Raw genomic sequence first — 25,861 nt, forward strand, 5'->3', positions numbered from 1 at the left:
TCGCTTCAGGTCCGGAAAATCGCGGCGTTGAGCACGGAGCAATGCGTCGCCTGGGGCCAGTCCGTCCCACCCGCTTCGACAGCCTGTCAGCTATCGCCCGCCATTTCCCCCGCCAATTGCAGCACACGGCGAGTGTCGGCCTTGCCGGTCAGGGCATAGGCCATCGCGCCGGCTTCCCAATAAGCGACGACCTCGCCCTGCTGCCGGGCGATCAGCGGCGTGCCCTCCGCCGGGGTTTCCGCGCGGTCGGCGAAGAAGGAGAGCGCCTCGCCCTGTGGCGTCAGCATCGACATGGCGATGGCCGGACTGTCGGGGGTCGGGAAGAGCTGGACATCGGTCACGCGCCAGCCTGCGGGCAAAACGGGCAGCACGATGCCGGTGGACTGTTCGATCTCCCGCGCGTCGAACGTCGCGCTTTCGACTTGGGAGGCCATGGCCTGGCGCAACAGGCCGGCGCGGCGGGAGGCGGCGGCTTCGTCGAGGAAACTGCTCGCCTGCGCTGTCTGCGGAAATTCGCCCAGTGCGCCGCGCGCTATCCAGCCGGTGGCGAGCAAAGCGGCGATGGCGGCGGCGCGCCCGACATGGCGCCAGCTGCGGCCGGCGTCATTGTCATTGGCGACCGGCAGGCGGGTATCGCGGCGGCGGCCGACCAGCGTCCCCTTGGTCCCGTCCTTGACCAGGCGGAAATCGATATGCGGCCAGCGTTGCCGCCAGCGCCGCGCCACCAGTCGTTCGCCGGGTCGGGCGGCATCGTCCAGCAGGACCACGCCGTCGGGGGACAGGCGCGCGAACAGGCTGTCGGCCGCGCCGCGGACCAGCGGGTGGACGCTCCAGGGCGGCCCGTCGATGATGATGAGATCGATCTGGTCGGGCAGCGCATCGATCGCATACCAGCGGCCCGGCCAGTCGGCGCTGTCATGGGTCAGCGGGGCGTGGCGGATATCGACGTCGAGCGCATGGTCGGCCAGCCATTGCCGGGTCGCATCGACAAAGCCGCCATGCTGGTCGAAACTGTGCAGCCGGCCGCCGCCATGCAATTGCAACGCGCGGGCGGCGATGAGCGAGGAGGCGCCCGCGCCCAGTTCCACCACATGGGCGGGGCGCGTCCTTGCGATTTCACGCACGATATGGCGCAGGAACCCGACATCGGCCTTCCAACTGCCCAGATGCGGCAGGGCGTCGTGCGGCAGGCGCAATTCGTCGAGCAGGGCGCGCTTGTCCGCCGGGCGACCACCCGACAGGCTGGCGAGCAGCCAGGGCCAGCCGATCGCGCCGAAACCAATGCGCCAGGCCATGTCCGACAGGCGGCGGGGCAGGTCGCTGTCGGCATGGCCCGCTTCGGTCAGGGGGAGAAGGCCGGTGAGGTCACGGGATGTCACTGTAAAAACATGCTCCTTATGGAATCGCCGGACTATGCCGCTCATCCTGTTTCGCGCATATGACAGCGTCACAGATCGTCAATGGATGACGCAGGGAAGGCCGATGACCCGTATAATTTCCGCGACAGTCGAACGGTGGCCGGTGGCGGGCGCCTTCGTCATCAGCCGCGGGGCCAAGACCCATGTCGATGTCATCGTGTGCACCGTGAGCGACGGCGTGCACGAAGGGCGGGGCGAAGGGACGGCCATCTATTATGAGGGCGAGAGCGCGGAGGGCTGCGTCGCGGCGCTTCAGGCCTATGCCGGGCCGCTGGAGCGGACGGCGTTGCTGACCCATATGCCGCGCGGCGCGGCGCGCAACGCGCTGGACTGTGCGCTGTGGGATCTGGAGGCGAAGCAGGCCGGAGTTCCGGTGTGGCAACTGGCCAGTCTTGACGCGCCCGCGCCCCTGCCCAGCGCCTTCACCATCAGTCTGGGCGAACCGGCGAAGATGGAGGCGGATGCCGGGGCGGCGGCGGCGCGGGGCTTTGCGCTGCTGAAATGCAAGCTGACCGGCGAAGGCGACCAGGCGCGCATCGCAGCGGTGCGCGCAGGCGCGCCGGACGCCCGGCTGATCGTCGACGCCAATGAAAGCTGGCACGCCATGGACATTGCGGCGGAAGCGGCGGCGCTGGCCATGCTGGGGGTTGAAATGGTCGAACAGCCGGTGATCCATGGGCAGGAAGCGCGGTTGGCGGGGGTGCGCGCGCCATTGCCGCTGTGCGCCGACGAAAGTTGCCATACGCGCGCCGATCTCGACCGGCTGGGCGATTTCGACGCGGTCAATATCAAGCTGGACAAGGCGGGCGGGCTGACCGAGGCGCTGGCGCTGGCGAAGGACGCGCGGGCGCGTGGTTTTCGCATCATGGTCGGCTGTATGCTCGGCACCTCGCTGGGCATCGCGCCGGCTGCGCTGGTGGCGCAGGGGGCGGACTGGATCGACCTGGACGGCGCGCTGCTGCTGGCGAAGGACCGGGACGGTGGATGGGCGCTGCGTGAGGGGCTTTTGCAGCCGGGTATGTTGTGGGGCGGCGGTCAGTAGCCGAGCGTCAGGCCGACCGCATAATATCGGGGACCGACATTGGCCTTGGCCCGCAGCTTGGGGATGATCGGCATCGCCAGCGTCGCATAGGGGCGGATATGATCGCCGCTGAAGCGCGCACCCGCGCCGATCGTGGCGGACAGCGGGATGGTATAGGCGGCCTCGACCCGGCCATAAAGTTTCGTGTCGCCATCGCGTAGGTAGACGCCGGCGCCCGGCGTCAGGCTGAACCCGGCCATATTCAGCGCGTAGCCCGCGCCGATTTCCGTCCCCCAATGACCATCGGCGCGGCCATAGTTGATTTCCGCGCCCAACCCTTCGGCCTGGACCGTTGCGGGAATGGTGGCGGACAGGATGGCGGCGAGCGCCGAGGCGGCAAGGGCGAGGCGCGATATCGTCATCGCGCCCCGCTAGGCGCGGAGGGGCGCCGCCACAAGCCGGCGCGGGACGAACCGACTCGTCCGCGCGTCGGCCCGCCTTCATCCTTCCAGATCGACCCGCTTGACCGGCTGCACCTCGGCATACGGCATGATCATCCGCCCATCCGGCGCCGATGTGAAAGTGGTTTGCGTGGGATAGGCGAATTCGATCCCGCGATCGTTGAATTGCCGCAGGATGGCCAGGCCAACCTTGTGCCGCACGATGTAGATCGCGTCCCAGTCCGGCAGATAGACGTCGAACTCCACCTCGAAATCCAGGCTCGACGCGCCAAATCCAATAAAACCGGACCGGACGAAATTGCCGCCCAGATCGGTGATGATCGCCTTCAATATGTCGGGTATCTGTTCGGCGACGTCGGGCGCCGTCTGATATATGACGCCGATGGCGAATTTGATCCGTCGATGGTCCAGCGTGAAATAGCTGGTGATTTCCTTTTGCAGCAGATTGGCGTTCGAAATGACCTTCTTTTCGCCGGTAACCGCGCGCAGGCGGGTGGATTTCAGCCCGATTTTTTCGACTGTGGCCGTCGTAGCGTCATAGTTGATCGTCTCGCCCCGGCGGAATGGCTTGTCGAAGATGATCGAGAGCGCGGCGAACAGGTCGGAGAAGATGCCCTGCGCGGCCAGGCCTATGGCGATGCCGCCAATGCCCAGACCCGCGACCAGCCCCGTGACGTTGACGCCCAGATTGTCGAGCACGACGATGGTGGCGATCGCGAACAGGGCGAAGCTGACCAGCACGCGAATCAGGCCCATGGCGTTGGCCAGCGTCTCGCCGCCGCCATCCTGCGCCAGCGTTTTGCGCTCGATCAGGCCCAGGATGATCTCCCGCGCCCAGAGCGCGACCTGCAACACGGTGGCGATGGTGAAGAGGAAAGCGACGGTCTTCGTCAGCGAAGCCGGCGCGTCGGCATAGCCCACGACCAGACGGGCGGCGACCAGCACCATGAAATAATGGGTGGTGCGCGCCGCCGCGCGGCCCAGCACATTGGCATAGCCCAGCGGATCGCCGCGCGTTCCCCGGTTGCGCTTGCCAAATTCGCGCAGCGCGGTGAGCGCCAGATAGATCAGCACGGCCGCGCCGAGCGCGATCAGGATCTGGACATAATGGACCTGGAACCAGGTGATGGTGGAATCCCACATTTCGCGTAGATTGGGGGCCTGCACGTCGATGGCGGGGAGGGCGGGGTCTTTTTTGTCGGCCATGCTGTTCCGTCTGAATGAGAGCGAGTTCCAATCAGATGGAATCATCTGATGACTGGCAAATCGCGTAAAACATAAGGGGCGGATCAGGCCGCCGCTGCGAGCGGCTCGCAATCCGCGATCCCGTCGAGAAACGCAATCAGGCCGCGCTCCCCGCGCGACAGATAGCGCGTCCGGCGCGGCAAGCGAAGCCCTTCGCGCCACGCATCCTGCCCATCCTTGCACAAAGCCAGCAAAGCAGGGTGGACATAGGATTTGCGGCTGATCGCGGGAGTATTGCCCAGCGCCCGCGACACCGGTTCGAGTAGGTCCTTAAGCGAGACATGGCCGGCCGCCAATGTTTCGAACGCGATGGTGGACGCCCCCCAGGTGCGGAAATGCTTGGCGGTGAAGGGGCCGTCCATGGCCTGCGCGATATAGGCGTTGACGTCGTTCGAGGTGATCGGCCGGGCGTCGCCATCCTCATCCAGATATTGGAAGAGATGCTGGCCGGGCAGATCCTGCACCTGCCGCACGAAGCGCAGCAGGCGAGTGTCGGTGACGGTGAGTTGCTGTTGCTTGCCCGACTTGGCGCGGTAGCGCAGCGTCAACGACTTGCCGGACAGGTCGACATGGCGGCGGCGCAGCGTGGTGGCGCCGAAACTCTTGTTGGTGGTGGCATAATGTTCGTTGCCCACGCGCAGCTTGGCCAAGTCGAGCAGGCGGATCACGGCGGCCAGCGTGCGGTCCTTGCGCAGGCCGCGGCGCAACAGGTCGGCCTCCAGCCGTTCGCGCAATTTGGGCAGGGCGCGGCCGAAATCGGGGCAGCCGGCATATTTCTGCGCCTCCCGCGCGGCGCGGAAGTCGGGGTGATAGCGATATTGTTTGCGACCGCGATCATCATAACCGATCGCCTGGATATGGCCCCAGGGCGAGGGGCAGTACCAGCAGTCGACATAGGCCGGCGGCAGCGCGATCGCGTTCAGCCGGTCTATTTCGTCGCGGTCGGCGATGCGCGTGCCGTGGGCGTCATAATAGGCCCATCCGTGCTTGAGCGCGCGTCGCGTAATGCCGGGAATGGAGTCGTCCGCATGGACGATGGAGGTGTTGGCCATCTTATCCTTCTCATGGCCGAAAACCCGCCGTTCGTCGCTTCGTTCCGCAACTTCCCCAGCGGATGGCCGTTGAGGCTGCTTCGCCATAGAGGAGACGATCATGCCTGCCCTTGAAGAAAGCCGAATCCTGATCATCGCCACCGACGGCTTCGAACAGTCCGAACTGTTCGATCCGCGTCAGGCCCTGATCGACGCGGGGGCGCAGGTCGTGCTCGCGTCGCCCGATACGAAGCCCATTCAGGGCATGAAGCATGACGAGAAGGGCGACAGGATCACGCCCGATATCATGCTGGAGGCGGTGAAGATCGCCGAATATGACGGCCTGATCCTGCCGGGCGGGGTGGCCAATCCCGATACGTTGCGGATGGACGAGAAAGCGGTGGCGCTCATTCGCGCCTTTGCCGAAACGGGCAAGCCCTTGGCGGCGATCTGTCACGCGCCATGGCTGCTGGTGGAGGCCGATGTCGTGCGCGGCAAGACCGTAACATCCTGGCCGTCGGTGCGCACGGACCTCGCCAATGCCGGCGCGCAGGTGGTCGATCAGCCAGTCGTGATCGACGGGAACATCATCACCAGCCGCAAGCCGGACGATATCCCCGCGTTCGTCGCCGCGTTCAAGAAAGCGGTCGGCGAATCGCAGACGGTCGCAGCCTGAGCGGCGGGGCGCCCAGGCGCCAGGGCGTGACCGGGCGGCGGAGCAGCGACAGATAGGCCAGCGTCCACGCCGCGCAGACGGTCAGCGTCGGCGCGGCGAAAGCCAGGATGCCGGGGAAGATGACGGCTGTGGCGACAGCGGCGGCGCTGCCGCCCAGCACGGCCGCCAGGGCGCGCGGCTCCCCATCGGGGCCGCGCAGCCAGACTATGGCGGCGGTGACGCCTGTCAGGAAGCCTAGTATGAAATGCAGCGTGGCCGGGCCGGGCAGGCCAAGCGCGGCGACCAGCAGCATGAGGATCGCCGCCGCTGGCGCCAGCGGAACCCGGCCCAGCAGCCGCGTTGTCAGCGGATAGGCCAGCAATTCGCAGGTCAGCGCGGCGAGTAGAATAGCGATAGCCAGGTCGGCATGACCGGCGATCAGGGCGATCACCGCGGCGGCGCCCCAGCGGATGAGGCGGGTCGGGGCCATGCGGATATGGCTGATCCACTCCCGCGCGCCGGGACGCGGGATGATGCGACGATCGGCGAGGCGTAGCTGGAAGCCGCCGACAAGCAGCAGCGCATCGATGCCCCAGGGCAGCAAGTCCGGCACCTGCCATGAACAGGCGAGCAACAGGCCGAGCAGCAGGCCGTGGGCCAGGCCCAAAAGGCGCAATTCTCCGATCATGCCGGGACGCTCCGTCCCGCACCGAGCGTCGCGGCAAGATCGTCGCGCGCCGCCGCCTTGCGCAGCCGCGTCAGATAGGTGTCGAGGCCGATCTGAAGCGCGAGCATCATGAAGATGAAGGGTTGATAGGCGATGCCCACGAACAGCGATCCGATCATGTAGACGACATGGCCCTGTTGCAGGGCCGAGGCGAAGGGCGAGATCCAGGCCTCGTCCGGGCCATCTCTCTTGCGATACAGGCGGCGGATCATCTCGGTGCGGATGAAGCAAATGCCGTGGATCAGCGCCCAGATGAAGAAGCCGAAATAGCCCTGTTCGCCCAGCATCTCGAAATAGGCGCTGTGATAGGCGCGGCCCTTGTCGGTGACGATGCGCCGCTCGATCCGTGCGCCGCCGCTGTCGACGACGGTGCTCTGGGCGAAATAGGTGAAGCTGTTCTGGAGATAATTGTCGAAGCCGCCGCCGCCTGGATGCTGCTTCACATAGTCGAGCGTCCACATCCACACCGCGACTCGGGTGGCGGCGCTTTCGTCGCCCTGGTGATTCTCGATCGTCTCCATCCGCTGGGTGAAGCTGGCGGGCAGGAAGGGGATGGACGCCAGCGCGGCCACGGCCAGCAGAGGGCCATAGACGAACTTCTTCTTCGACCGCACCAGCATCATGCCGAAGAGGATGACGAGGCAGACGAGGCCCGTGCGCGCCTCCGTGCCGATCGGCATCAACATGCAGGCGAGGCACAGGGCGTAGCAGAAGGTCTTCACGCGCCAGTCCGGCGGGAAGATGGTGCCATGGTTGGACAGCCAGAGGATGAGCGGCATCAGCGAGATAGCGACGCAACTGATGATGCTGCCTTCATAGAGGCCGCTGTTATTTTCGACCATCAGGTTGAGCACGCCATAGCCGCCGCCCGACAGCGCGGTCTTCATGCCGCCATTGATGATGATGGTGCTGGCGCAAAGAATCATGAAGAGGGTCAGCGCCTCGATCCGCAACCGGGTGCGCAGGACGAGCGGCAGGAAGATGCCCGCGATGATCGCCTTCCACACCCAATTCCATTTGGTGAGCGCTTCGGCCGGGAAATCGGCGGTCATGGTGGTATAGCCGCAATAGGCCACCAGCACGAGCATCAGCCCCTGCCGCACCGAGAATCGGCAATCCTTCTTGTCGTCCATGACCAGCCAGGCCCCGACCATGGCGGCAAAGGCCATGGCGGAGATGGGGATGGTGTTGAGCAGGAAATAGGACAGGCGCTGGGGCGAGACGATGTCGATATAGGCATAGACCGCGACCAGCAGGAACGGCCGTTTCAGGCCCATCAGGCCGAAGATGCCGAGAAAGGCGATGAAGAAGAGGTCACGCATCGGTATGCGGTTCCGGCGCCGAAGGAAGCTGCGCGGGCGGGTCGCGATCCAGATCGGCGCGCGGCAACAGCCGCCAGGCGGCGAGCAGGATCACGCCATGGCTGATCAGCAGGGACAGGGCGTCGATCATCGCGCGTCGATCATAGGGGGCTGAGTGATTCCGTTCGGCACTTGTCCCCACTAGCGAGACAGAGTTGACGGGCCGTTAAACCTTTTCCGGCAAACAGATCGGGCTATGACTCGTATTCTCCATGTCCTGGACCACAGTCTGCCGCTCCATAGCGGCTACACATTTCGCACCCGCGCGATTCTGCGCGCGCAAATGGCAAAGGGGTGGGAGGTGCGCGGCATCACCGGCCATCGCCATGCGGCGCAGGGGCCGGAGCAGGAGATGGTCGACGGCCTGACCTTCCATCGCACGCCGGGCGAACCGGCCAGCGGCAATCCGCTGATTCGCGAATGGCGCGACATATCGGCCCATGCCGATGCGATCGACGCGCTGGTGCGGGCCTGGCGGCCGGACGTGATCCATGCCCATTCGCCGGTGTTGAACGCCATCGCGGCGCAGCGCGTGGCCAGGCGCCACGGCCTGCCGATGATCTACGAAATCCGCGCCTTCTGGGAAGATGCGGCGGTCGGCAACGGCACCGGGGTCGAGGGCAATCCCCGCTATTGGCTGACCCGCCAGCTTGAAACCCATGCGGTGCGCGCGGCCGATGCCGTGGCGGTGATCTGCGAAGGGCTGCGCGGCGACCTGATCGCGCGCGGTGTGGATGCGGACAAGATCGTGGTGTCGCCCAATGGCGTCGATATGGACCAGTTCGGCACGCCGGTCGATCGCGACCCGGCGCTGACCGCGAAGTTGGGCCTGGAGGGGGCCGACGTGGTCGGCTTCATCGGCAGCTTCTATGATTATGAGGGGCTGGACGACCTGATCGCCGCGATGCCGCGACTCGTGCGCGCCCGGCCCAGGGCGAAGCTGCTGCTGGTCGGCGGCGGCCCGCGCGAACAGGCGCTACGCGACCAGGCGATGGCGTCGCCCTTCGCCGACCATATCGTATTCGTCGGCCGGGTGCCGCACGACCAGGTCGAACATTATTATGCGCAGGTCGATATATTGGCTTACCCGCGCAAGGCGATGCGGCTGACCGATCTGGTCACGCCGCTAAAGCCGCTGGAGGCGATGGCGCAAGGGCGTCTGGTCGCGGCGTCGAGCGTCGGCGGGCATCGCGAACTGATCGAGGATGGCGTCACCGGCGCCCTGTTCGCGCCCGACGATCCGGCGGCGATCGCCGCGGCGCTGGCGGACCTGTTCGCCAATCGCGACGGATGGGATGAACGCCGGGCCGTGGCCCGCGCGTTCGTCGAGCGCGAGCGTAACTGGTCGTCAAACATTGTGCGTTATGAACCCGTTTACCAGCGGCTGCTGGCGCGTCCCGCACGGACGCGCGCGGCCGCATGAGCAAGGGTTGAACATAAGGTGGCGGCGGGAGTCATCAGCAGGCGGAGCATGGCGATAGCCGCACTGGCCGGTCTGGCGGCTGCATTGCTGGTGTTGTGGATGCCGGTCGGCCTGGTCGAGATGATCGTGGCGTCGAGCGGCCTCAGCGAAGCGTGGCCGGCCGCGGCGCCGCCGTTGGGATGGAAGGCGCGGCTGATGATGGCGGGTTTCGCCGGAGTCATGGCGATCGGCCTGGTCGGCCTGGCGCGCCGCGATGCGGATGCGCCGGAACAAGAAGATGGGAAAGGACGCGCCCATCGCGTCCAGGGAGCACGTAAAATGGGTTTCGCATTCTCCAAGCTGACCGCGCTGGCGCGGGGCCGTGCTGCATCGGGCATCGAACCGGACGCGCCGATCCTGCGGCGCGCCGACGCGCATCCTGATGCGCCGTCCCGCCCGCCGATCTTCGCGAGCCGGGACTTTGACGGGATCGACATTTTCCCGCGCGCCGAATCGGGCCGCCGATCGCTGGTGGCGCGTCGCGACCCGGAGCGCGACACGATCGTCCCGCTCGGCAAGCTGCCCATGCCCAGCGCGCCGATGCCGCTGACGGACGCAGAGCTGCCGCAACCCGCCTTCCTGCGGCCGGCCGGTCTCTTTGCCGTTCCGACCCTGGTCGAAGATGATATCGACGATGATGGCGCGGACGAAGATTATGCCACGTTTGAAGCAGCGCCGGTCGCGGCCGAATGGACCGCGCCTGCGATGCCCGCCAGCGTCGCCCAGCCCGCCGAAACAATCCGTCCCGCGCCGCTGCCCATGCCCTCCACCCATGGCCTGTCGATCAGCGAACTGACCGAGCGATTGGAACGCGGGCTTAAGCACAGGTCGCGGAAAATGTCGTCGGCCGGGGCCGGTGGCGGTATGATCGCCGACATGCCGGTGGCCTCGGCCGTGCCGGTGCGCAAGACGGTGGAGCAGGATGCCGACGAAGCGCTGCGCGCCGCGCTGGGCGCGCTGCGTTCCATGACCGGGCGACGGTGACAGCCGCCGCCCGGCGCAGGTCTTACCAGTCTTCGATCGTCAGGGCGGACAGTTCCAGCCAGACGCTCTCCATATCCGCATCGCCATCATCGACGCTGATGTCAGCGACGAAATGGCCCGGCAGCACCCATTCGGCATCGGTCAGGCCTGCCATGAAGGCGCTGCCGCGTTCAGGGAAATCCTCGCCGCTCAGGCGCAGCCGCACCATATGGCGCTGCCCTTCGAACAGGGCGCTGGCCGAGGGGCGGCTGACCGCCCGTTCGACGATGGCGGGTTCGCCCGCGCGGGCAAGCAGTTGCGCCAGCAAGGGCGGCAGCGGGCTGGCCCTTTTCCTTCCTATTCCTTTATTTCGGATGAGGTTGGCCACGCCGAACTCATGATCCAGACTTGTCATTGGCTGATGCTCCTGCGATAAGTGTTCATGAAATGTTCTACTCGTCTCCTTATGCGATCGCCGGGTTGCCGACCCAGGCGCAGGTCGAAAACCAGGCGCGGATCGCGTGCGCAGCGGCGTCCGAAAGCGGTTGGCCGCATCTTAAATTCGCGAAGAAATTGTTCGATCATGCGCAGCAACATTGGCCTTTTTCTCCCCAGTCAGCACGACTCGCCCGCTGCAAGTCGATAGGTTTATTCCTATCTCTAACGCAATTTCCTACTTGTCTAGGAAAATTCCTATCATTATGGATTGGATATGGATGAATCGGAACATACCCGGATTGCGCTTGATCGGCTGATTGCCGAACGGGGGGAGAATTATGCCGATCTGTCCCGGCTGATCGGCCGCAATCCCGCTTATATTCAGCAGTTCATCAAGCGCGGCACGCCACGCAAGCTGGACGAGGAGGATCGGCGCGTGCTGGCGCGCTATTTCGGCGTGCCCGAACAGATGCTGGGCGGCGCGACGGCGCCGGTCGCGGCCCCCGCCCGGATGCGCGGGATGCCCGCAGTGGTCGCGGTGCCGCGGCTGGCGCTGGGCGCGTCGGCGGGGCTGGGATCGCTGGACGAGGATGAGCAGGCGGCGGGCGTGATGGCGTTCGATGCGCGCTGGCTGCGCCATCTGGGCGTGCGACCGCAACGGGTGTCGATCATCCGGGTCGATGGCGAATCGATGGCGCCGACGCTGAACGACGGCGACGATATCATGGTCGATCATGACGATGATGCGGGCCGCCTGCGCGACGGCGTCTATGTGCTGCGGCTGGACGGCGTGCTGATGGTCAAGCGCGTCGCCATGGGGCCGCGGCGCGGTTGGTTCAGCGTGGTGAGCGATAATCCGCATTATCCCGACTGGGCGGATATCGATCCGGCGCTGGTGGATATTGTCGGCCGGGTCGTCTGGAGCGGCAGGCGCTTGCATTAGCGGTGTCCGCCTCCCAATCCGTCAAGTGGATGTTTTCCGACTGGGTCGGGATAGGCGGGGTCGGCACGGTGTTATGCTGCCGTTGAGGCGATGGCGTGGCTGCGCCAGAGGAGTGTCGATTGAACGATAATGGCGCGGTGATCCGCAAGGGACAGGAATGGCGCGGCGCGCCCATGGCGCTGGCGACGGTGGTGTCGACCTGGGGATCGGCGCCGCGGCCGCGCGGCAGCCATATGATCGTCCATGCCGATGGCCGGTTCGAGGGCAGTATTTCGGGCGGCTGCGTGGAAAGCGACGTGTTGCAACGCGCGGCGGAAGTGATCGGCGGGCGCAACGCCCATGTCGAAAGCTATGGCGTGGCCGATGGCGATGCCTGGGAAGTCGGCCTGCCGTGCGGCGGCGAGATCGCGGTGCTGGTCCAGCCGGTGAGCGAGGCCGGCTTCGCGCCCGGATTGTTCGACCGGATCGCCGCCGCCAGCGCGCGCGGCCGGGCGCTGACGCTGGCGACCGACCTGGACAGCGGCGTGACGCGCGAGGCGGCGGGAGAAGGGGATTTCCTCAATCGCTACGATCCGCCGCGCCGTCTGCTGATCGTCGGTGCGGTGCAGATCGCCCAGAGCGTGGTGCCGCTGGCGCAGGCGATCGGGGTGACGCCGGTGGTGATCGACCCGCGCGGCCGCTTCCTGACGGCGGAGCGTTTCCCCGGCGTGGAGCTGGACGACCGCTGGCCCGACGAGGCGATCGCGGCGCGCTTCCCCGGCGAATCGACCGCGGTGGTGACATTGAGCCATGACATCAAGATCGACGACCCTGCGCTGGTGGCGGCGCTCCGCGCATCGACGGGTTATGTCGCGGCGCTGGGATCGCGCAAGAGCCATGCGGCGCGGCTGGAGCGACTGGGGGCGCTGGGCTTCGGGGCCGATGACCTGGCCCGTATCGATGGGCCGGCGGGGCTGGATATCGGCGCGATCGGCGCGGCGGAAATCGCGCTGTCGATCACGGCGGGGATGGTCGCGGGGTTTAACGCGCGACGTTGACCGTCATGCGTGCCCCCTGCCGCAAGAGATGGGCAGGGGACACATCCCCCACGCTGTCGGGCACAAAGGATGGCGCGCCCTAACAAAGCGACGGGATGGATCAATACCCCAATGGACGTATTGGAGAAATTTCTTGTCGCCAAGTGCCGTTATACAATCGTAATATTACAGGCGCTGTCATGTTCGGCAGGGAACGACTCCAGCGAGAGCCGTTATCCACTTTGTTGCGGCAGGATATTTTTCAGCAGCAGCGGCCGCCATTCCTGCCGCCGTAGCGCGCTTCCTGCCGGTCCCGAAAAAATTGCGTACGGTCCATGGCTGGCCGGTCGGGATGATGCGCGGCCATGTGGCGCAGATAGGCGTCATAGTCGGGCAGGCCGACCATGAGTCGCGCGGTCTGGCGCAGCGTGGCGAACAGCCCGCTCATTCCGCTGGCGCCAACTGGGAGGGGATTTCGCGCGCCGTGGGCGCGGCGGTCCGCCGGGCGGCGACACAGGTGCGAATGGTGAAGAAGAGCAGCGCCAGCACGACCGCTAGGAACAGCGCCACCAGCGCGGCGTCGATCCGGTCGTTGAAGATGATGCGCTGCATCTCCGCCATGGATTTGGCGGGGGCCAGCACCGTGCCCGCATCCGCCGCTGCGCTGAATTTCGCGGCATGAGCGAGGAAGCCGACCTTGACGTCGGCCGAGAAGAGCTTGAGCCAGCCCGCGGACAGGGTGCAGATCAGCAGCCAGGCGGTGGGGACCAAAGTCACCCAGGCGAACCGGTCGCGCTTCAAGCGGAACAGGACGGCGGTGCCCAGCATCAGTGCGATCGCCGCGAGCATCTGGTTGGAAATGCCGAACACGGGCCAAAGCGTATTCACGCCGCCGAGCGGATCGGTGACGCCCTGATAGAGGAAAAAGCCCCAGGCCGCGACCGTTAGCGCGGTGGCGACGATGCCGGGGACATGGCTTTTCGTATCCTTGAAACTGGGCACGGCCAGCGCGATCAGATCCTGCAACATGAAGCGCCCGGCGCGGGTGCCGGCATCGACGGCCGTCAGTATGAACAAGGCTTCGAACAGGATCGCGAAATGATACCAGAAGGCTTTCATCGCCGGGCCGCCTACGACATGGCTGAAAATCTCCGCCATCGCCACCGCCAGCGTCGGCGCGCCGCCCGCGCGGCTGATGACGCTATGTTCGCCGACATCCTTCGCCGTCTGGGCGATGAGGTCGGGCGAGATCGGGAAGCCCATGGCGGTGACGGCGGCCGACGCGCTGGCCGCGTCCGTGCCGATCAGCGCGGCCGGGCTGTTCATCGTAAAATAGATGCCGGGGTCCAGGATCGATGCGCCGACCAGCGCCATGATCGCCACGAACGCCTCCATCAGCATCGCGCCATAGCCGATCATCGGCGCATGGGCTTCGCTGGCGATCAGCTTGGGGGTGGTGCCGCTGGCGATCAGCGCGTGGAAGCCCGACACCGCCCCGCAGGCGATGGTGATGAACAGGAAGGGGAAGAGGCCGCCCGACCAGACCGGGCCGTTGCCGCCGACGAATTGCGTCAGCGCCGGCATCTTGAGCGGCGGGGCCATGATGACGATGCCGATCGCCAGCGCCGCGATCGCGCCGATCTTGAGGAAGGTGGAGAGATAATCGCGCGGCGCGAGCAGCAGCCAGACCGGCAGGACGGAGGCGACTGCGCCGTAGCCGATCAATATCCAGCAGAGCTGGACCGGGGTGAAGGTGAAGATCGGACCCCAGACCGGCGACAGCGATACCGCCTGGCCATAGACGATCGCCGCCAGCAGGCCGATCAGGCCCAGCAGAGACACTTCCCCGATGCGGCCGGGCCTGATCCAGCGCGTATAGGCGCCCATCGCCATCGCCAGCGGCACGGTGGCGGCGACGGTGAACATGCCCCAGGGGCTTTCCGCCAGCGCCTTCACCACGATCAGCGCCAGCACGGCCAGGATGATGACCATGATCATGAAGGCGCCGAACAGGGCGATGGTGCCTGCGACCTGCCCCATTTCCATGCGGATCAGTTCGCCCAGCGACTTGCCGTCGCGCCGCATGGAGATGAACAGGATCATGAAATCCTGCACCGCCCCCGCCAGTACGACGCCGACGATGATCCATAGCGTGCCGGGGAGATAGCCCATCTGCGCCGCCAGAACTGGTCCCACCAGCGGCCCTGCGCCCGCGATCGCCGCGAAATGATGGCCGAACAGGACGGCCTTGTCGGTCGCGACATAGTCCAGGCCATCGGCGCGGAGGATCGCCGGGGTGGGCCGCGCCGGGTCCAGCCGCATCACATGGCGGGCGATGAAGAGGGCGTAATAGCGGTAGGCGACCAGGAAGCAGCTAACCGCCGCGACCACGATCCACAGTGCGTTGACCGCTTCGCCACGCGACACCGCGACGACGGTAAGGGCGATTGCACCGATGATCGCTGTCAAAATCCAGGGTAGGTGCCGGGTCACATGTGCTCCAGAGCGGTTGGGGGGACGTCGGCACCCTAATCCCCCCCAACCGAAACACAACCGCCTAGCGGCGCTGCCGGAACGGCCAGTCTGTGACGCCGCTGGCCCAGAGCGCCCACCAGATGATGACGGGCTGTAGCGCCAGTCGCGGGCCATGATACCACCAGCTCAGATGCACCCCGCCCAGGGGAATGTCGTTGATGGCGTGGTTGATATTGGCCGGCCAGACGCACAGAGCGTAGAGCGCAAGGCCCATGCCCGCCGCGGGGCGCAGGCGCGGGATCATCAGCCCGATCGCGCCGGCCAGTTCGGCCACGCCGGTCAGGGCCACAACCAGTTCGGGCATGGGCACCCAATGCGGCGTGATCGCCAGAAAACCGGCCGGCCGCGACAGATGCGCAATACCGGCAAAGGCGTAGGCGGCGGCCAGAACCAGTCGGCCGATTGTCCGGCCGCGCATCGCGGTCAATGCATCACGTCGATTTCCAGCTCGCCCTCATCCTGCCCATCCCAATAATGGGCGCGCTCGGCATGGACCTTTATCATCACCAGCCCCGGCGTGTCGGCGCCATCCTCGAACCAGAGTTCCAGATCGGGGTTCCAATGCGCGTCGAACTGGGCGCGGTCGCGGATCAGGTCGGCGCGCCCTTCCAGCGCGATGAACAGCGGGCGCTGGCCGAACAGGCCGCTCTTGCCGTGGAAGGACAGGCTGACGCGCGGGTCACGCTCGATATCCCGGACCATCAGCGTGTCTTCGGTGGTGAAATAATAGCTGTCGCCGCCATGGGCCACATCCTGATTGTTGCTCATCGGACGGGCGCCGATATGGCCATCCTCCGTATGGGTGGACAGCATGGCAAAATCGATATGCTGCATCTTTTCGGCCAGGCTGGCCATCGTGTGCTGCACCATGGGAGTCTCCTCTACTCGATCCGCTGTTAACGCAGGATGGGCCGAGTCGGGTTCCATCGATCGGATTCGACTCTCGATCGATAAGAACATATCATGAACATAATAGATATGATTCGGGAGTCGCCGTCATGGAAAGCCGCACCACGCCGCTTTACCGCCCCTTCTTCGCGCTGAAGCCGCCGCCGGTCGTCGCGCGGCAGATCGATCATTTCGCCGCGACGCTGGCGCCGGGGGCGGATCGTATCCTGCCCGAACATCAGCATGTCACGCTGGGCATCACGACCGACTGGCCCGACTATCCCTATGAACTGATCAAGGCGCTGCGCCGGGCGGGCGCGGGGATCATGGCGGAGCCGTTCGACCTGCTGATGGACGGTGTGAACTTTGGCGGCCGGTCGGCGGCGTTGCGGCCTTCGCGCAGCATCGCCGGGTTGAAAACGGTGCAGCAGCAGGTCGCCGCCGCGATGGCGCGGGCCGGGGCGACGCCGCGTCCAGGCTGGAGCTTCAGCCCGCACCAAACCCTGTTCTACCGCGACGGCCGGCCCAGGCAGCAGCGCATCGACGGGTTCGGATGGCGGGTGGAGGAGGTGGTCTTGGTGTGCAGCCATGTGGGCCGCACCCGGCATGAGATTATGGGCCGTTGGCCGCTCAGGGGCGATGCGCAATATCGGCTGTTTTAGAGCCTCGCTTGACTTGGTCGCGTCATGTTCCCGCCTGCGCGGGAACACGGGTTACAATATTCAGCGTTTGCGGACGAATTCCGCGCGCAGCACCAGGCCCTTGATCCCGTCATAGCGGCAGTCGATTTCCTGAGCATCGCCGGTCAGGCGGATCGACTTGATGAGCGTGCCGCGCTTGAGCGTCTGGCCTGCGCCCTTGACCGTCAAATCCTTGATCAGCGTAACCTGATCGCCGTCGGCCAGCAGGTTGCCGACCGAATCGCGGACTTCGACGGCGTCACCATCATTTGCGGCTACGGCGTTCGCCGCGCTGATCCATTCGCCGCTGGCTTCGTCATAGACATAATCGTCGTCGTCCATGGCGATCTATCCCTGGGTCACGCTTTGCAGCACGGCGGCGCGCAATTGCGGGATGCCCATGCCTTTCTCGCTCGACGTGACGATGATGTCGGGATGGGCGGCGGGGCGCTTGCGGATCGCGTCGGCGGTGGCCTGGGTCACCGCCGCCAGTTCGCTCGCCTTGATCTTGTCGGCCTTGGTCAGGACGATGCGATAGCTGACCGCCGCGCCATCCAGCATGTCGAGCATGTCATTATCGACGTCCTTGACGCCATGGCGGCTGTCGATCAGCACCAGCGCCCGCTTGAGCGAGGCGCGCCCGCGCAGATAGTCGTTCACCAGGAACTTCCATTTGCGCACAACATCCTTGGGCGCCTTGGCATAGCCATAGCCCGGCATATCGACCAGCCGGAACTGAAGCGGCACGCCCACGTCAAAGAAGTTCAATTCCTGCGTGCGGCCCGGCGTGTTGGATGTGCGGGCCAGGCCATTGCGATTGGTCAGCGCATTGAGCAGCGAGGATTTGCCGACATTGGAGCGGCCCGCGAACGCGACTTCGTTGACGTCCATGTCGGGCAGGAAGTCCAGCGTGGGCGCGGATTTGAGGAAGGCGATCGGGCCGCTGAACAGCTTGCGCGCTTCCTCGATCAGGTCAGTATTTTCTTCTTCTGTCACGTTCTTCTCCGTTCGCCCTGAGCTTGTCGAAGCGGTGTATCGAAGGGCCGAAGGCGCGCGATGCTTCGATACGGGCCTTCGACTTCACCTTCGGTGAAGTTTATCCTGAGCGCCTGCTGCAAGCGGGCAGTCGAAGGGCTCAGTCCCTACTCAGCACGAACGGGGACTTGGTAGGGTTATTCACTTCGTCGCGCTCGCCGTGCTCAGCACGGGATGCTTGCGATACAGCCACCATTGCTGCGCCATCGACAGGCAGTTGTTGGTGATCCAGTAGACCAGGAGGCCCGCCGCGAAGGGCGCCATGATGAACATCATCATCCATGGCATGATCGAGAAGATTTGCTGCTGCATCGGGTCCATCTGCGCGGGGTTCAGCTTGAACTGGAAATACATGCTGATGCCCAGCAGCAGCGCCAGCACGCCGATCGCCAGGAAGGACGGCGGGGTGAAGGGCAGCAGGCCGAACAGGTTGAAGATATGCAGCGGGTCGGGCGCGGACAGGTCCTTGATCCACAGCACGAAGGGCTGGTGGCGCATTTCGATCGTCAGCATCAGCACCTTGTAGAGCGCGAAGAAGATCGGGATCTGGATGAAGATGGGCAGGCAGCCGGCGAGCGGGTTGACCTTTTCTGTCTTGTACAGCGCCATCATCTCCTGCTGGAGGCGCGGCTTGTCGTCCTTATATTTCTCCTGCAGCGCCTTCATCTTGGGCTGCACCGCGCGCATCGCCGCCATGCTGGCGAACTGGCGCTGGGCGACCGGAAACATGATCGCGCGAACGACGAAGGTCAGGCAGATGATCGCCACGCCGAAATTGCCGAGCGTTTCGAACAGCCAGTGGAGCAGCGCGAAGATCGGCTGTTCGAACCAGTAGAACCAGCCCCAGTCGATCGCGCGGTCGAACAGCTTCACGCCGTCGCGCTCATAGGCCTGGAGCGTCTTGACTTCCTTTGCGCCGACATAGAGGCGAATGGTCTGGGTTGCGGCCTTGCCGGGCGCGAGCATGGTTGAACCGAGCGCGGCGTCGGCCTGATATTGCGTGCCTGCGCCCTTACGGAACTGGCCCGCGAAATCGGCGTCAGCGCCGGGGACGAGCGCGGAGAGCCAATATTTGTCGGTAAAGCCGATCCAGCCGCCCTTGGACTGGAAGCTTTGGGTCGATGGACCCTCGTCCAGATTTTTATAATTCACGTCATAATTGGCCGCGCCGTTGAACACGCCCATGGGGCCGACATGGATGGTCCAGGTGTCGGGGTCCTTGGGGATGCCGGTGCGGCTGATATAGCTGTAGGGCTTGACGCCGACGGCACCCTCGCCGCTATTCGACACCTTCTGCGCGGCGGAAATCATGTAATTTTGATCGACGCTCAGGCGGATTTCGAACAACTGGCCCGCACCGTTGTTCCAGGTCAGCGTGACGGGACTCGTCGGCGTCAACGCGCTGCCTTGAGCGGTCCAGACCGTGTTCTTGTTCGGCGTCTTCAATCCTTCGCCCTGCCAGCCGAAGCCGGCGAAATAGGCGTCCTGCGTGCCGCTGGGGCTATATAGGCGAACGGCGGGCGAATCCTTGTCGATCGTCTCGCGATAGGTTGGCAGCACGATATCGTCGATGCGCGCGCCGCGCAGGTTGATCGATCCGGTCAGCTTGGGCGTGCGGATCGGCACGCGCGGGCTTTCCTTCAGCACGATGGCGCGATCGCGAATCGTGGCCGGACCGTCGGCGGTGTCGGTGCCGGGGGCGGCGACCGGGGTGGTCTTGCCGCCTTCGATCTTCGTCGCGGGCGGATTGGCCGCCGGGAAGAAATAATGCGAGACATAGGGCCAGCCGAACAGGATCGCCGCGGTCAGCAGCACCGCCAGAATGATATTCTTCTTGTCGTCCACGTTGTTCGGCTCCGCCGTCTTATATCTGTGTCAGGGGACCGGGTCGTAGCCCGACCCGCCCCAAGGGTGGCATCGCATTAGCCGCTTGAACCCCAGCCAGCTACCCTTGATCGCGCCATATTTGCGGATCGCCTGAATCGCATATTCCGAACAGGAGGGGGCGTAGCGGCAGGTGGGGGGCAGGACGCGCGAAGGGCCGAGTTGCCAGAAGCGCGCGATCAGGATCAGCAGGCGGCCGATCACGGCTGTTCGCTTGAACGCGCCGCGGGCGTGTCGCTCTTTCTGGCGGTCTTGCCCTTGCGCGGACGCGGCGGGCCGCGCTGCGGGTCGATCGGGCGCGTCATGATCTTGCCCAACGCCTTGCCCAGTTCGGCGTGCAACAGCGCAAAATCGCGTTCGATCCCGCCTTCGCGGCCGATCAGCACATGATCCGCGCCGGCAATGCCATGGGCCGGCAGCAACGCGCGCGCCAGAACGCGAAAGCGGCGCTTCATCCGGTTGCGGATGACGGCGCCGCCAATCTTTTTCGTGACCGTGATGCCGATCCGCATCGCCGGGTCGCCATCGCCGCGTTCGCGCACCAGCAGGACGAAACCCGGCATGGGCGCGCGGCGTCCACGGTTCGCCGCCAGAAAATCCGCACGCCTGCTCATGACGGCAGGCGCGGCGGACGGCGGCGCGTCGATCAGGCGCTCAGGCTCTTGCGGCCGCGCGACCGGCGCGCGCGAATCACATTGCGGCCGCCGGGGGTCGCCATGCGAGCGCGAAAACCGTGACGGCGCTTCCGAACCAGATTGCTCGGCTGAAAAGTGCGCTTCATCGTTCATTCCTCAAAAAACAACTAGAGAATCGGGCGTGACAAAAAAGGGCCGCCAAAACAGCGGCCACCAGTCAGGGGGCGTCCGATAGGCAAAAGGGGGTGGGAAGTCAATGGCGGAAGCGGTTCACGGCGGACCTCCCGTCCGTTCGGGCTGAGCCTGTCGAAGTCCATCGCTGGGCGGAGCGCAGTGGCTTCACTCCCAGCAGAACCCTTCGACTTCGCTCAGGGCGAACGGCGTCCTTGGAACGCTTACTTCCCCCGCGCCGTCGCCACGGCCGCCTTGAGTGCGTCATAGCCGACCGCGCCGCCCAGCACCTGGCCGCCGATCACGAAGGTCGGGGTGCCGCTGGCCTGGAGTTTCTGGGCCAGGGCGATGTTGGACTGGATTTCAGCATCATATTTGGTCGATGCGATCGCCGAATCGGCTTCGGATTTGGTGATGCCCGCTTTCGCCGCCGCCGCGACGATGGTGTCGCGCGTGACCTTGCCCGCGTCATAAAGCGCCTTGTGATAGGGCATATATTGGCCGCGTTCGGCCGCCAGCAGCGATACCTTGGCCGCGGCGCTGCTTTCGTCCGACAGGATGGGCAGTTCGCGATAGACCACCTTCACCTTCGCGTCGCCGGCGACCAGCTTGGCCAGGTCGGGCAGCGAGGCGCGGCAATAGCCGCAGGCATAGTCGAAAAACTCGACCACGGTGACGTCGGCGTTGGTGGCGCCTTCCCACGCCCCGGCATAGGGGGTTTCGAGCGTGCTGCGACTGGCGTCGATCATGCCCGACATGCGCTTGGCCTGCAACTTCTCCACCGCCTGCGGGATGATTTCGGGATGCTCCAGGATGTAATCATGGACGATCTTTTCGATCGCCGCCTTATCCTGGGCGTTGACGCTGGCAGGCGCCTGGGCAGCCAGCGCGATGCCGGCAACGGCGGTCAGGGCGAGTGCGCCAAGGGTCATTTGAATGGTCCTGTTGGAAAGGGTCGTGCGAAAGCTGGGCCGGGTCTGGTCTGTCATGTCTATCTTTTCTTGCGCTGCTGCTCGATCGCCGCGCGGGATGTCATCGCGATATCCTGCGCCCGCAGATAGTCAACCGTGCCGGGCTTCAACCCCTGCATCGCGCCGTCGGCGCTGCGCAGCGCCATGGGATGTTCGCCCATCATGGCGTAGCGTTCCGCGGTCGCCAGCGCCGCGCGGGGCGTGTCGCCGCGCCGTTCATAGACGACGCCCAGTTGATACCAGGCGAAGGGGTTTTCCCGATCGCGTTGCACGGCCAGGCGCAGCACCTGTTCGGCCTCGGCGAAATTCGCCTCATCCTCGGTCGCGATCAGGGCGTGGGACAGCAGCACGGAAATAAGCGGCTGGTTGGTAATCTTCACCGCTTCGCGCAGCGGCGCCACCGCGTCCTTGGGGCGACCGCTTTCGAGCAGGATCTGGCCCTTGAGTTCCAGGAAATAGGGGTCGTCCGGCGCGGCGGCGAGCAGGGCGTCGGCTTCGGCCAGCGCCTTTTGCGGATAGGCGCTCTTATGCCAGGCATAGGCGCGGGCATAATGGGCCGGCATCGACTGGTCGGTTTCGGGATATTTCTGCAAGGTCTGGGTGGGTTCGGACACGAAGCCGATCAGCTTGGCCTTGATCCGTTCGAACCTTTGTTCGAGCGCCAGGTCGACCGGCCGCTCCCAGGCCGGATCGACGCTATAGACTTCGCGCAGCACATTGATGCGTTCGCCTGACAGAGGGTGGGTGCGGCCGTAACTATTGTCCTGCGGGATGGCGAGCCGATATTCCTGATTCTGCAGCTTCTTGAAAAATTCCAGGCTGCCTTTGCCGCTCAGGCCCGCCTTCGACAGGTAGCGCGCGCCGGCCAAATCCGCCGAGCTTTCCTGCCCACGGGAGAATGCCAGGAATTTGGTCATCGCCGCTTGCTGGCCCAGGCCCATGATGCCCATGCCTGCTTCCGCGCCGCCCGCCGCGATCGCCGCGGCGCCCAGCACCAGGCTGAGCAGGGTGACGCTGGTGGCTTCCTTGATCCCCTCGCCCGAACGGATGATATGGCCGCCCTCTATATGGCCCAGTTCATGCGCGACCACGCCCTGCAACTGGTTCACATTGTCGGCCTGGGCGATCAGTCCGCTATGGACCCAGACATATTGGCCGCCCGCGACGAAGGCGTTGATCTCCGGGTCGTTGATGACCATGACCTGGACGTTTTTCGGCTCCATGCCGGCTGCCTTGACCAACTGGCCCGACATGTCGGCCATGAAGGATTCGGTTTCGGCATCGCGCAATATCTGCTGGGCGAGGGCCGGGCGCGCCATGCAGGCGAGCGCGGCGATCGCCAGCGCGCAAAATTTAAGCCGCCGCATCAGGAGCGGGCCGTTGGCAGGGAGAAGCAGACGGTCACAGCGGCGTCGTGCCAAGGCCGGGCTGAACCTGCCGTGAAGCAGGGGGCGCAACGAAAAGCGCCGCTGCGCACCGGTCGGAACCGGATGGGCAGCGGCGCTTGTTCATAACAGCCTAAGTCCGACCTTATTGGCCGAAGGTGCGCTGCCACCAGCCACGGCGCGGTTCGCCATCTTCGCCTACGCCATCCTCGCCATTGCCGGCGTCGGCGGTTTCGGCGACTGGCGTCTGAGGCGCGGCGGCTTCGGCAGCGGCTTCGACCGCGGGTGCGGCGTCTTCAGCCTCCGCTTCGGCGACGACGGCCTTCTTGCGGCGCGGACGCTTGGGCTTGGCCGGCGCCTCCTCGGCAACGGGCGCCTCGGCGACAGGGGCGGCTTCCTCGGCAACGACATCCGCTTCCGCTGCGACAGGCTTCTTGCGACGGGTGCGCTTGGGCTTGGCCGGGACCTCCTCGGCAACGGCTTCGACCGGCGCGGCCTCGGCGGCGACTTCCGCCACCGGCTCGGCCACGGTTTCGGCTACCGGAACAACATCCGCATTGGCTTTGCGCGCGCGGGGGCGGCGACGGGTCTTGGGCGCGTCCTCGGCGGGCGCTTCCTCGACCACGGCTTCGGTAGCTGGGGCCTCGACCACCGGCTCGGCGACCTCGCCAACGGACTCTTCCGATTCGCCTGTGTCGGTTTCGAGCGTCGCAGCGTCTTCGCCACCTTCGCGACGGCGACGACCACCACGGCGACCGCGACGACCGCGGCGGCGTGCGCTACCCTCTTCGTCATCGGCGGCAGCAGCGGCTTCCACCGGTGCGTCGTTGGCGTCTTCGGCGATGACGACGTCCTCGTCTTCATCCTCCGATTCCGCGTCGCCATTGTCGCTGGCGTCTTCACCGGCACGATTCTCCTCGCGCTGACCCCCACGACGGCGACGGCGACGGCGACGACGGCGTCCGCCATCGCGATCTTCGTCCGCGCGCTCGCCTCGGTTGCTGCGGTCCTCCTGCTCGGTTTCGGCTTCGGCTTCCTCGACCTCTTCCTCTTCCTCTTCCTCGATGACGTCCAGATCGTCGTCCTCTTCCGGCAGCGGCGCATAGCTGACGACACGCTCAGGCCGCGGGCCGCTGGCCTCGACCGACATGCGCGCGCCTTCGATCTCGCCATCGGGCAGGATTTCGATGCGCACGCCATAGCGCTGCTCGATCTCGTCCAGCTCGGCGCGCTTGTTGTTGAGGACATAGAAGGCCGCTTCCTGGCTGGCCCGCAACGTGATGAGGTTGCCGCGACCGCGCGCCGCTTCCTCTTCCAACATGCGCAGCGCGCCCAGGCCCGCCGACGATGCGGTGCGGACCAGGCCGGTGCCTTCGCAATGCGGGCACTGGCGGGTGGACGCTTCCAGAACGCCGGTGCGCAGGCGCTGGCGGCTCATTTCCATCAGGCCGAAGCCGGAGATGCGGCCGACCTGGATGCGGGCGCGATCGTCCTTCAGCGCCTCCTTCATCGCCTTCTCGACCTTACGGATGTTGGAGTTCACCTCCATGTCGATAAAGTCGATGACGACGAGGCCGGCCATGTCGCGCAGGCGCAGCTGACGCGCGATTTCACGCGCAGCTTCCAGGTTGGTCGCCACGGCCGTCTGTTCTATGCCATGTTCGCGGGTCGAGCGCCCTGAGTTGATGTCGATCGACACCAGAGCCTCGGTCGGGTTGATGACCAGATAGCCGCCGGACTTGAGCTGGACGACGGGGTTGTACATCGCCGCCAGCTGTTCCTCGACGCTGGCGCGCTGGAACAGCGACACCGGATCGGCATATTGCTTCACGCGACGCACATGGCTGGGCATCAGCAGGCGCATGAAGTCCTTGGCGGCGCGATAGCCATGCTCGCCCTCGACGATGACCTCTTCGATATCCTTGTTGTAGATGTCGCGGATCGCCCGCTTGATGAGGTCGCTGTCATTATGGATCAGCGCGGGCGCGGCGGCGCTCAGCGTCTTTTCGCGAATCTCGTCCCACAGGCGGGCGAGATAGTCGAAGTCGCGCTTGATTTCCGGCTTGGTGCGCTGGAGGCCCGCGGTGCGCACGATGCAGCCCATGGAAGAAGGCAGCGCCATTTCGGCGATGATCGTCTTCAACCGCTTGCGGTCGGCCGCATTGCTGATCTTGCGCGAAATGCCGCCGCCATGGCTGGTGTTGGGCATCAGCACGCAATAGCGGCCGGCGAGCGACAAATAGGTGGTCAGCGCGGCGCCCTTGTTGCCGCGTTCCTCCTTGACGACCTGGACCAGCAGCACCTGGCGGCGCTTGATGACGTCCTGAATCTTGTACCGGCGGCGCAGGGCCATGCGCTTGCGGCGCAGTTCGTCGGCGGCTTCGTCGCCCCCGCGGCCACGACCGCGTCCGCCGCGACGGCCGTTCGGCGCGCTGTTGGTCCCGTCGTTTGCGCCTTCGCCTTCGGTCTGCTCGGCGTCTTCGCCCGGCTCTTCATCGTCATGATGATGGCTCGCTTCGACATATTCCACGCCGCCTTCGGGCGCGATGGAGTCGTGGTCCAGATCATGATCGTCATCGTCGAAATCGGCGCGCAGCGCGGCTTCTTCCTCGGCATGGGCGCGTTCTTCGCGCAGCAATGCCTCGCGGTCTTCACGCGGGATTTGATAATAATCCGGGTGGATTTCGCTGAAAGCGAGGAAGCCATGGCGGTTGCCGCCATAATCCACGAAGGCCGCCTGGAGCGAAGGCTCTACGCGGGTGACCTTGGCCAGATAGATATTGCCCTTGAGCTGCTTGTGCTCAGCGGACTCGAAGTCGAATTCCTCGATCCGGTTACCCTTGACGACCGCGACCCGGGTTTCTTCCCGGTGGCGCGCGTCGATCAGCATACGCATTGTCATTTACATGTCTCCGGCGTGGACGGGCTGCGGCACA

At 65.4% G+C, this 25,861-nt stretch carries 28 protein-coding genes; 7 read left to right on the forward strand and 21 right to left on the reverse strand.

Features of this window, described 5'->3' with window-relative positions; genetic code table 11:
- Positions 1-86: 86 nt before the first annotated feature.
- Positions 87-1,379 carry a class I SAM-dependent methyltransferase gene (locus tag EWH12_RS03345; RefSeq protein WP_066599715.1) on the reverse strand — a complete coding sequence of 431 codons (1,293 nt, stop codon included), beginning with the start codon at positions 1,377-1,379 and terminating at the stop codon, positions 87-89.
- Positions 1,380-1,482: 103 nt separating this feature from the next.
- Between EWH12_RS03345 and dgcA the strand changes: the two genes are divergently transcribed.
- Positions 1,483-2,460, forward strand: coding sequence for an N-acetyl-D-Glu racemase DgcA (dgcA, locus tag EWH12_RS03350; protein ID WP_066604840.1), 978 nt, complete (start codon positions 1,483-1,485; stop codon positions 2,458-2,460).
- On the opposite strand, the gene EWH12_RS03355 is transcribed toward dgcA, so the two are convergent.
- The 3 genes from EWH12_RS03355 to EWH12_RS03365 form a co-directional block, all read right to left on the reverse strand.
- Positions 2,454-2,861 carry a hypothetical protein gene (locus tag EWH12_RS03355; protein WP_129925708.1) on the reverse strand — a complete coding sequence of 136 codons (408 nt, stop codon included), beginning with the start codon at positions 2,859-2,861 and terminating at the stop codon, positions 2,454-2,456. The genes dgcA and EWH12_RS03355 overlap by 7 nt on opposite strands.
- A 78-nt stretch (positions 2,862-2,939) precedes the next feature.
- Positions 2,940-4,106 carry a mechanosensitive ion channel family protein gene (locus EWH12_RS03360; protein WP_129925709.1) on the reverse strand — a complete coding sequence of 389 codons (1,167 nt, stop codon included), beginning with the start codon at positions 4,104-4,106 and terminating at the stop codon, positions 2,940-2,942.
- An 83-nt stretch (positions 4,107-4,189) separates the two neighbouring features.
- Positions 4,190-5,197, reverse strand: coding sequence for a DNA topoisomerase IB (locus EWH12_RS03365; protein ID WP_066604843.1), 1,008 nt, complete (start codon positions 5,195-5,197; stop codon positions 4,190-4,192).
- A 100-nt stretch (positions 5,198-5,297) separates the two neighbouring features.
- On the opposite strand from EWH12_RS03365, the gene EWH12_RS03370 reads away from it, so the two are divergent.
- Entirely contained in the window at positions 5,298-5,852 is a 555-nt protein-coding gene (locus EWH12_RS03370) for a type 1 glutamine amidotransferase domain-containing protein (protein WP_129925711.1), read from the forward strand.
- On the opposite strand, the gene EWH12_RS03375 is transcribed toward EWH12_RS03370, so the two are convergent.
- The 3 genes from EWH12_RS03375 to EWH12_RS22140 are packed head-to-tail and all read right to left on the reverse strand — an operon-like array spanning position 5,812 to position 8,010.
- Positions 5,812-6,519 carry a hypothetical protein gene (locus tag EWH12_RS03375; RefSeq protein WP_129925712.1) on the reverse strand — a complete coding sequence of 236 codons (708 nt, stop codon included), beginning with the start codon at positions 6,517-6,519 and terminating at the stop codon, positions 5,812-5,814. The genes EWH12_RS03370 and EWH12_RS03375 overlap by 41 nt on opposite strands.
- A complete protein-coding gene (locus EWH12_RS03380; protein WP_066599731.1) occupies positions 6,516-7,880 on the reverse strand; it encodes a putative O-glycosylation ligase, exosortase A system-associated in 1,365 nt (454 codons plus the stop codon). Before EWH12_RS03380 ends, EWH12_RS03375 begins: the two co-directional genes overlap by 4 nt.
- Positions 7,873-8,010, reverse strand: a complete 138-nt coding sequence (locus EWH12_RS22140) for a hypothetical protein (RefSeq protein ID WP_165363561.1) — start codon at positions 8,008-8,010, stop codon at positions 7,873-7,875. Before EWH12_RS22140 ends, EWH12_RS03380 begins: the two co-directional genes overlap by 8 nt.
- Positions 8,011-8,115: 105 nt before the next feature.
- Between EWH12_RS22140 and EWH12_RS03385 the strand changes: the two genes are divergently transcribed.
- Together EWH12_RS03385 and EWH12_RS03390 are read left to right on the forward strand one after the other, a co-directional pair.
- Positions 8,116-9,342: a TIGR04063 family PEP-CTERM/XrtA system glycosyltransferase gene (locus EWH12_RS03385; RefSeq protein WP_066599734.1), complete on the forward strand. Its 1,227-nt coding sequence runs from the start codon at positions 8,116-8,118 to the stop codon at positions 9,340-9,342.
- Between the two features lie 48 nt (positions 9,343-9,390).
- Positions 9,391-10,365, forward strand: a complete 975-nt coding sequence (locus EWH12_RS03390) for a hypothetical protein (RefSeq protein WP_129925713.1) — start codon at positions 9,391-9,393, stop codon at positions 10,363-10,365.
- A gap of 22 nt (positions 10,366-10,387) precedes the next feature.
- Here the strand turns inward: EWH12_RS03390 and EWH12_RS03395 are convergent, their stop codons facing one another.
- Entirely contained in the window at positions 10,388-10,759 is a 372-nt protein-coding gene (locus EWH12_RS03395; RefSeq protein ID WP_129925714.1) for a hypothetical protein, read from the reverse strand.
- Positions 10,760-11,056: 297 nt separating this feature from the next.
- Between EWH12_RS03395 and EWH12_RS03405 the strand changes: the two genes are divergently transcribed.
- Positions 11,057-11,725 carry a S24 family peptidase gene (locus EWH12_RS03405; protein ID WP_066599752.1) on the forward strand — a complete coding sequence of 223 codons (669 nt, stop codon included), beginning with the start codon at positions 11,057-11,059 and terminating at the stop codon, positions 11,723-11,725.
- A 119-nt stretch (positions 11,726-11,844) separates the two neighbouring features.
- A complete protein-coding gene (locus tag EWH12_RS03410; protein ID WP_129925716.1) occupies positions 11,845-12,762 on the forward strand; it encodes an XdhC family protein in 918 nt (305 codons plus the stop codon).
- A 241-nt stretch (positions 12,763-13,003) separates the two neighbouring features.
- Here the strand turns inward: EWH12_RS03410 and EWH12_RS03415 are convergent, their stop codons facing one another.
- The 4 genes from EWH12_RS03415 to EWH12_RS03430 form a co-directional block, all read right to left on the reverse strand.
- Positions 13,004-13,189 (reverse strand): YbdD/YjiX family protein, encoded by a 186-nt coding sequence (locus EWH12_RS03415; RefSeq protein WP_066599759.1) that lies wholly within the window; start codon positions 13,187-13,189, stop codon positions 13,004-13,006.
- On the reverse strand, positions 13,186-15,234 hold the full coding sequence (locus EWH12_RS03420) for a carbon starvation CstA family protein (protein WP_129925717.1): 2,049 nt from the start codon (positions 15,232-15,234) through the stop codon (positions 13,186-13,188). The genes EWH12_RS03415 and EWH12_RS03420 overlap by 4 nt, the downstream gene beginning before the upstream one ends.
- A gap of 64 nt (positions 15,235-15,298) precedes the next feature.
- Complete coding sequence (locus EWH12_RS03425) at positions 15,299-15,694, reverse strand: DoxX family protein (RefSeq protein WP_129925718.1); 396 nt, start codon at positions 15,692-15,694, stop codon at positions 15,299-15,301.
- Positions 15,695-15,699: 5 nt separating this feature from the next.
- Complete coding sequence (locus tag EWH12_RS03430) at positions 15,700-16,146, reverse strand: pyridoxamine 5'-phosphate oxidase family protein (RefSeq protein ID WP_066599764.1); 447 nt, start codon at positions 16,144-16,146, stop codon at positions 15,700-15,702.
- A gap of 128 nt (positions 16,147-16,274) precedes the next feature.
- Between EWH12_RS03430 and EWH12_RS03435 the strand changes: the two genes are divergently transcribed.
- Complete coding sequence (locus tag EWH12_RS03435) at positions 16,275-16,826, forward strand: 2'-5' RNA ligase family protein (RefSeq protein WP_066599767.1); 552 nt, start codon at positions 16,275-16,277, stop codon at positions 16,824-16,826.
- A 60-nt stretch (positions 16,827-16,886) separates the two neighbouring features.
- Here the strand turns inward: EWH12_RS03435 and EWH12_RS03440 are convergent, their stop codons facing one another.
- The 9 genes from EWH12_RS03440 to EWH12_RS03480 all read right to left on the reverse strand — a co-directional run bounded on the left by EWH12_RS03440 (position 16,887) and on the right by EWH12_RS03480 (position 25,827).
- Entirely contained in the window at positions 16,887-17,186 is a 300-nt protein-coding gene (locus EWH12_RS03440; protein ID WP_066599770.1) for an alkylphosphonate utilization protein, read from the reverse strand.
- 6 nt (positions 17,187-17,192) lie between these two features.
- Positions 17,193-17,840 (reverse strand): ribosome biogenesis GTP-binding protein YihA/YsxC, encoded by a 648-nt coding sequence (gene yihA, locus EWH12_RS03445; RefSeq protein WP_129925719.1) that lies wholly within the window; start codon positions 17,838-17,840, stop codon positions 17,193-17,195.
- Between the two features lie 180 nt (positions 17,841-18,020).
- Positions 18,021-19,724 carry a membrane protein insertase YidC gene (gene yidC, locus EWH12_RS03450; RefSeq protein ID WP_066599772.1) on the reverse strand — a complete coding sequence of 568 codons (1,704 nt, stop codon included), beginning with the start codon at positions 19,722-19,724 and terminating at the stop codon, positions 18,021-18,023.
- Between the two features lie 30 nt (positions 19,725-19,754).
- Complete coding sequence (gene yidD / locus EWH12_RS03455; protein ID WP_066599775.1) at positions 19,755-19,967, reverse strand: membrane protein insertion efficiency factor YidD; 213 nt, start codon at positions 19,965-19,967, stop codon at positions 19,755-19,757.
- Positions 19,964-20,377: a ribonuclease P protein component gene (gene rnpA, locus EWH12_RS03460; RefSeq protein WP_066604848.1), complete on the reverse strand. Its 414-nt coding sequence runs from the start codon at positions 20,375-20,377 to the stop codon at positions 19,964-19,966. The genes yidD and rnpA overlap by 4 nt, the downstream gene beginning before the upstream one ends.
- Positions 20,378-20,409: 32 nt before the next feature.
- Positions 20,410-20,544, reverse strand: coding sequence for a 50S ribosomal protein L34 (rpmH, locus tag EWH12_RS03465; RefSeq protein WP_021317369.1), 135 nt, complete (start codon positions 20,542-20,544; stop codon positions 20,410-20,412).
- 249 nt (positions 20,545-20,793) lie between these two features.
- Entirely contained in the window at positions 20,794-21,558 is a 765-nt protein-coding gene (locus EWH12_RS03470) for a DsbA family protein (RefSeq protein ID WP_207212352.1), read from the reverse strand.
- A 2-nt stretch (positions 21,559-21,560) separates the two neighbouring features.
- Positions 21,561-22,907, reverse strand: a complete 1,347-nt coding sequence (locus EWH12_RS03475; RefSeq protein ID WP_129925720.1) for a M48 family metalloprotease — start codon at positions 22,905-22,907, stop codon at positions 21,561-21,563.
- Between the two features lie 163 nt (positions 22,908-23,070).
- Positions 23,071-25,827, reverse strand: coding sequence for an Rne/Rng family ribonuclease (locus EWH12_RS03480; protein WP_242495938.1), 2,757 nt, complete (start codon positions 25,825-25,827; stop codon positions 23,071-23,073).
- Positions 25,828-25,861: the final 34 nt, after the last annotated feature.

Origin of the sequence: Sphingobium cupriresistens, from assembly GCF_004152865.1 — a bacterium.
Classification (GTDB): Bacteria; Pseudomonadota; Alphaproteobacteria; order Sphingomonadales; family Sphingomonadaceae; genus Sphingobium; species Sphingobium cupriresistens.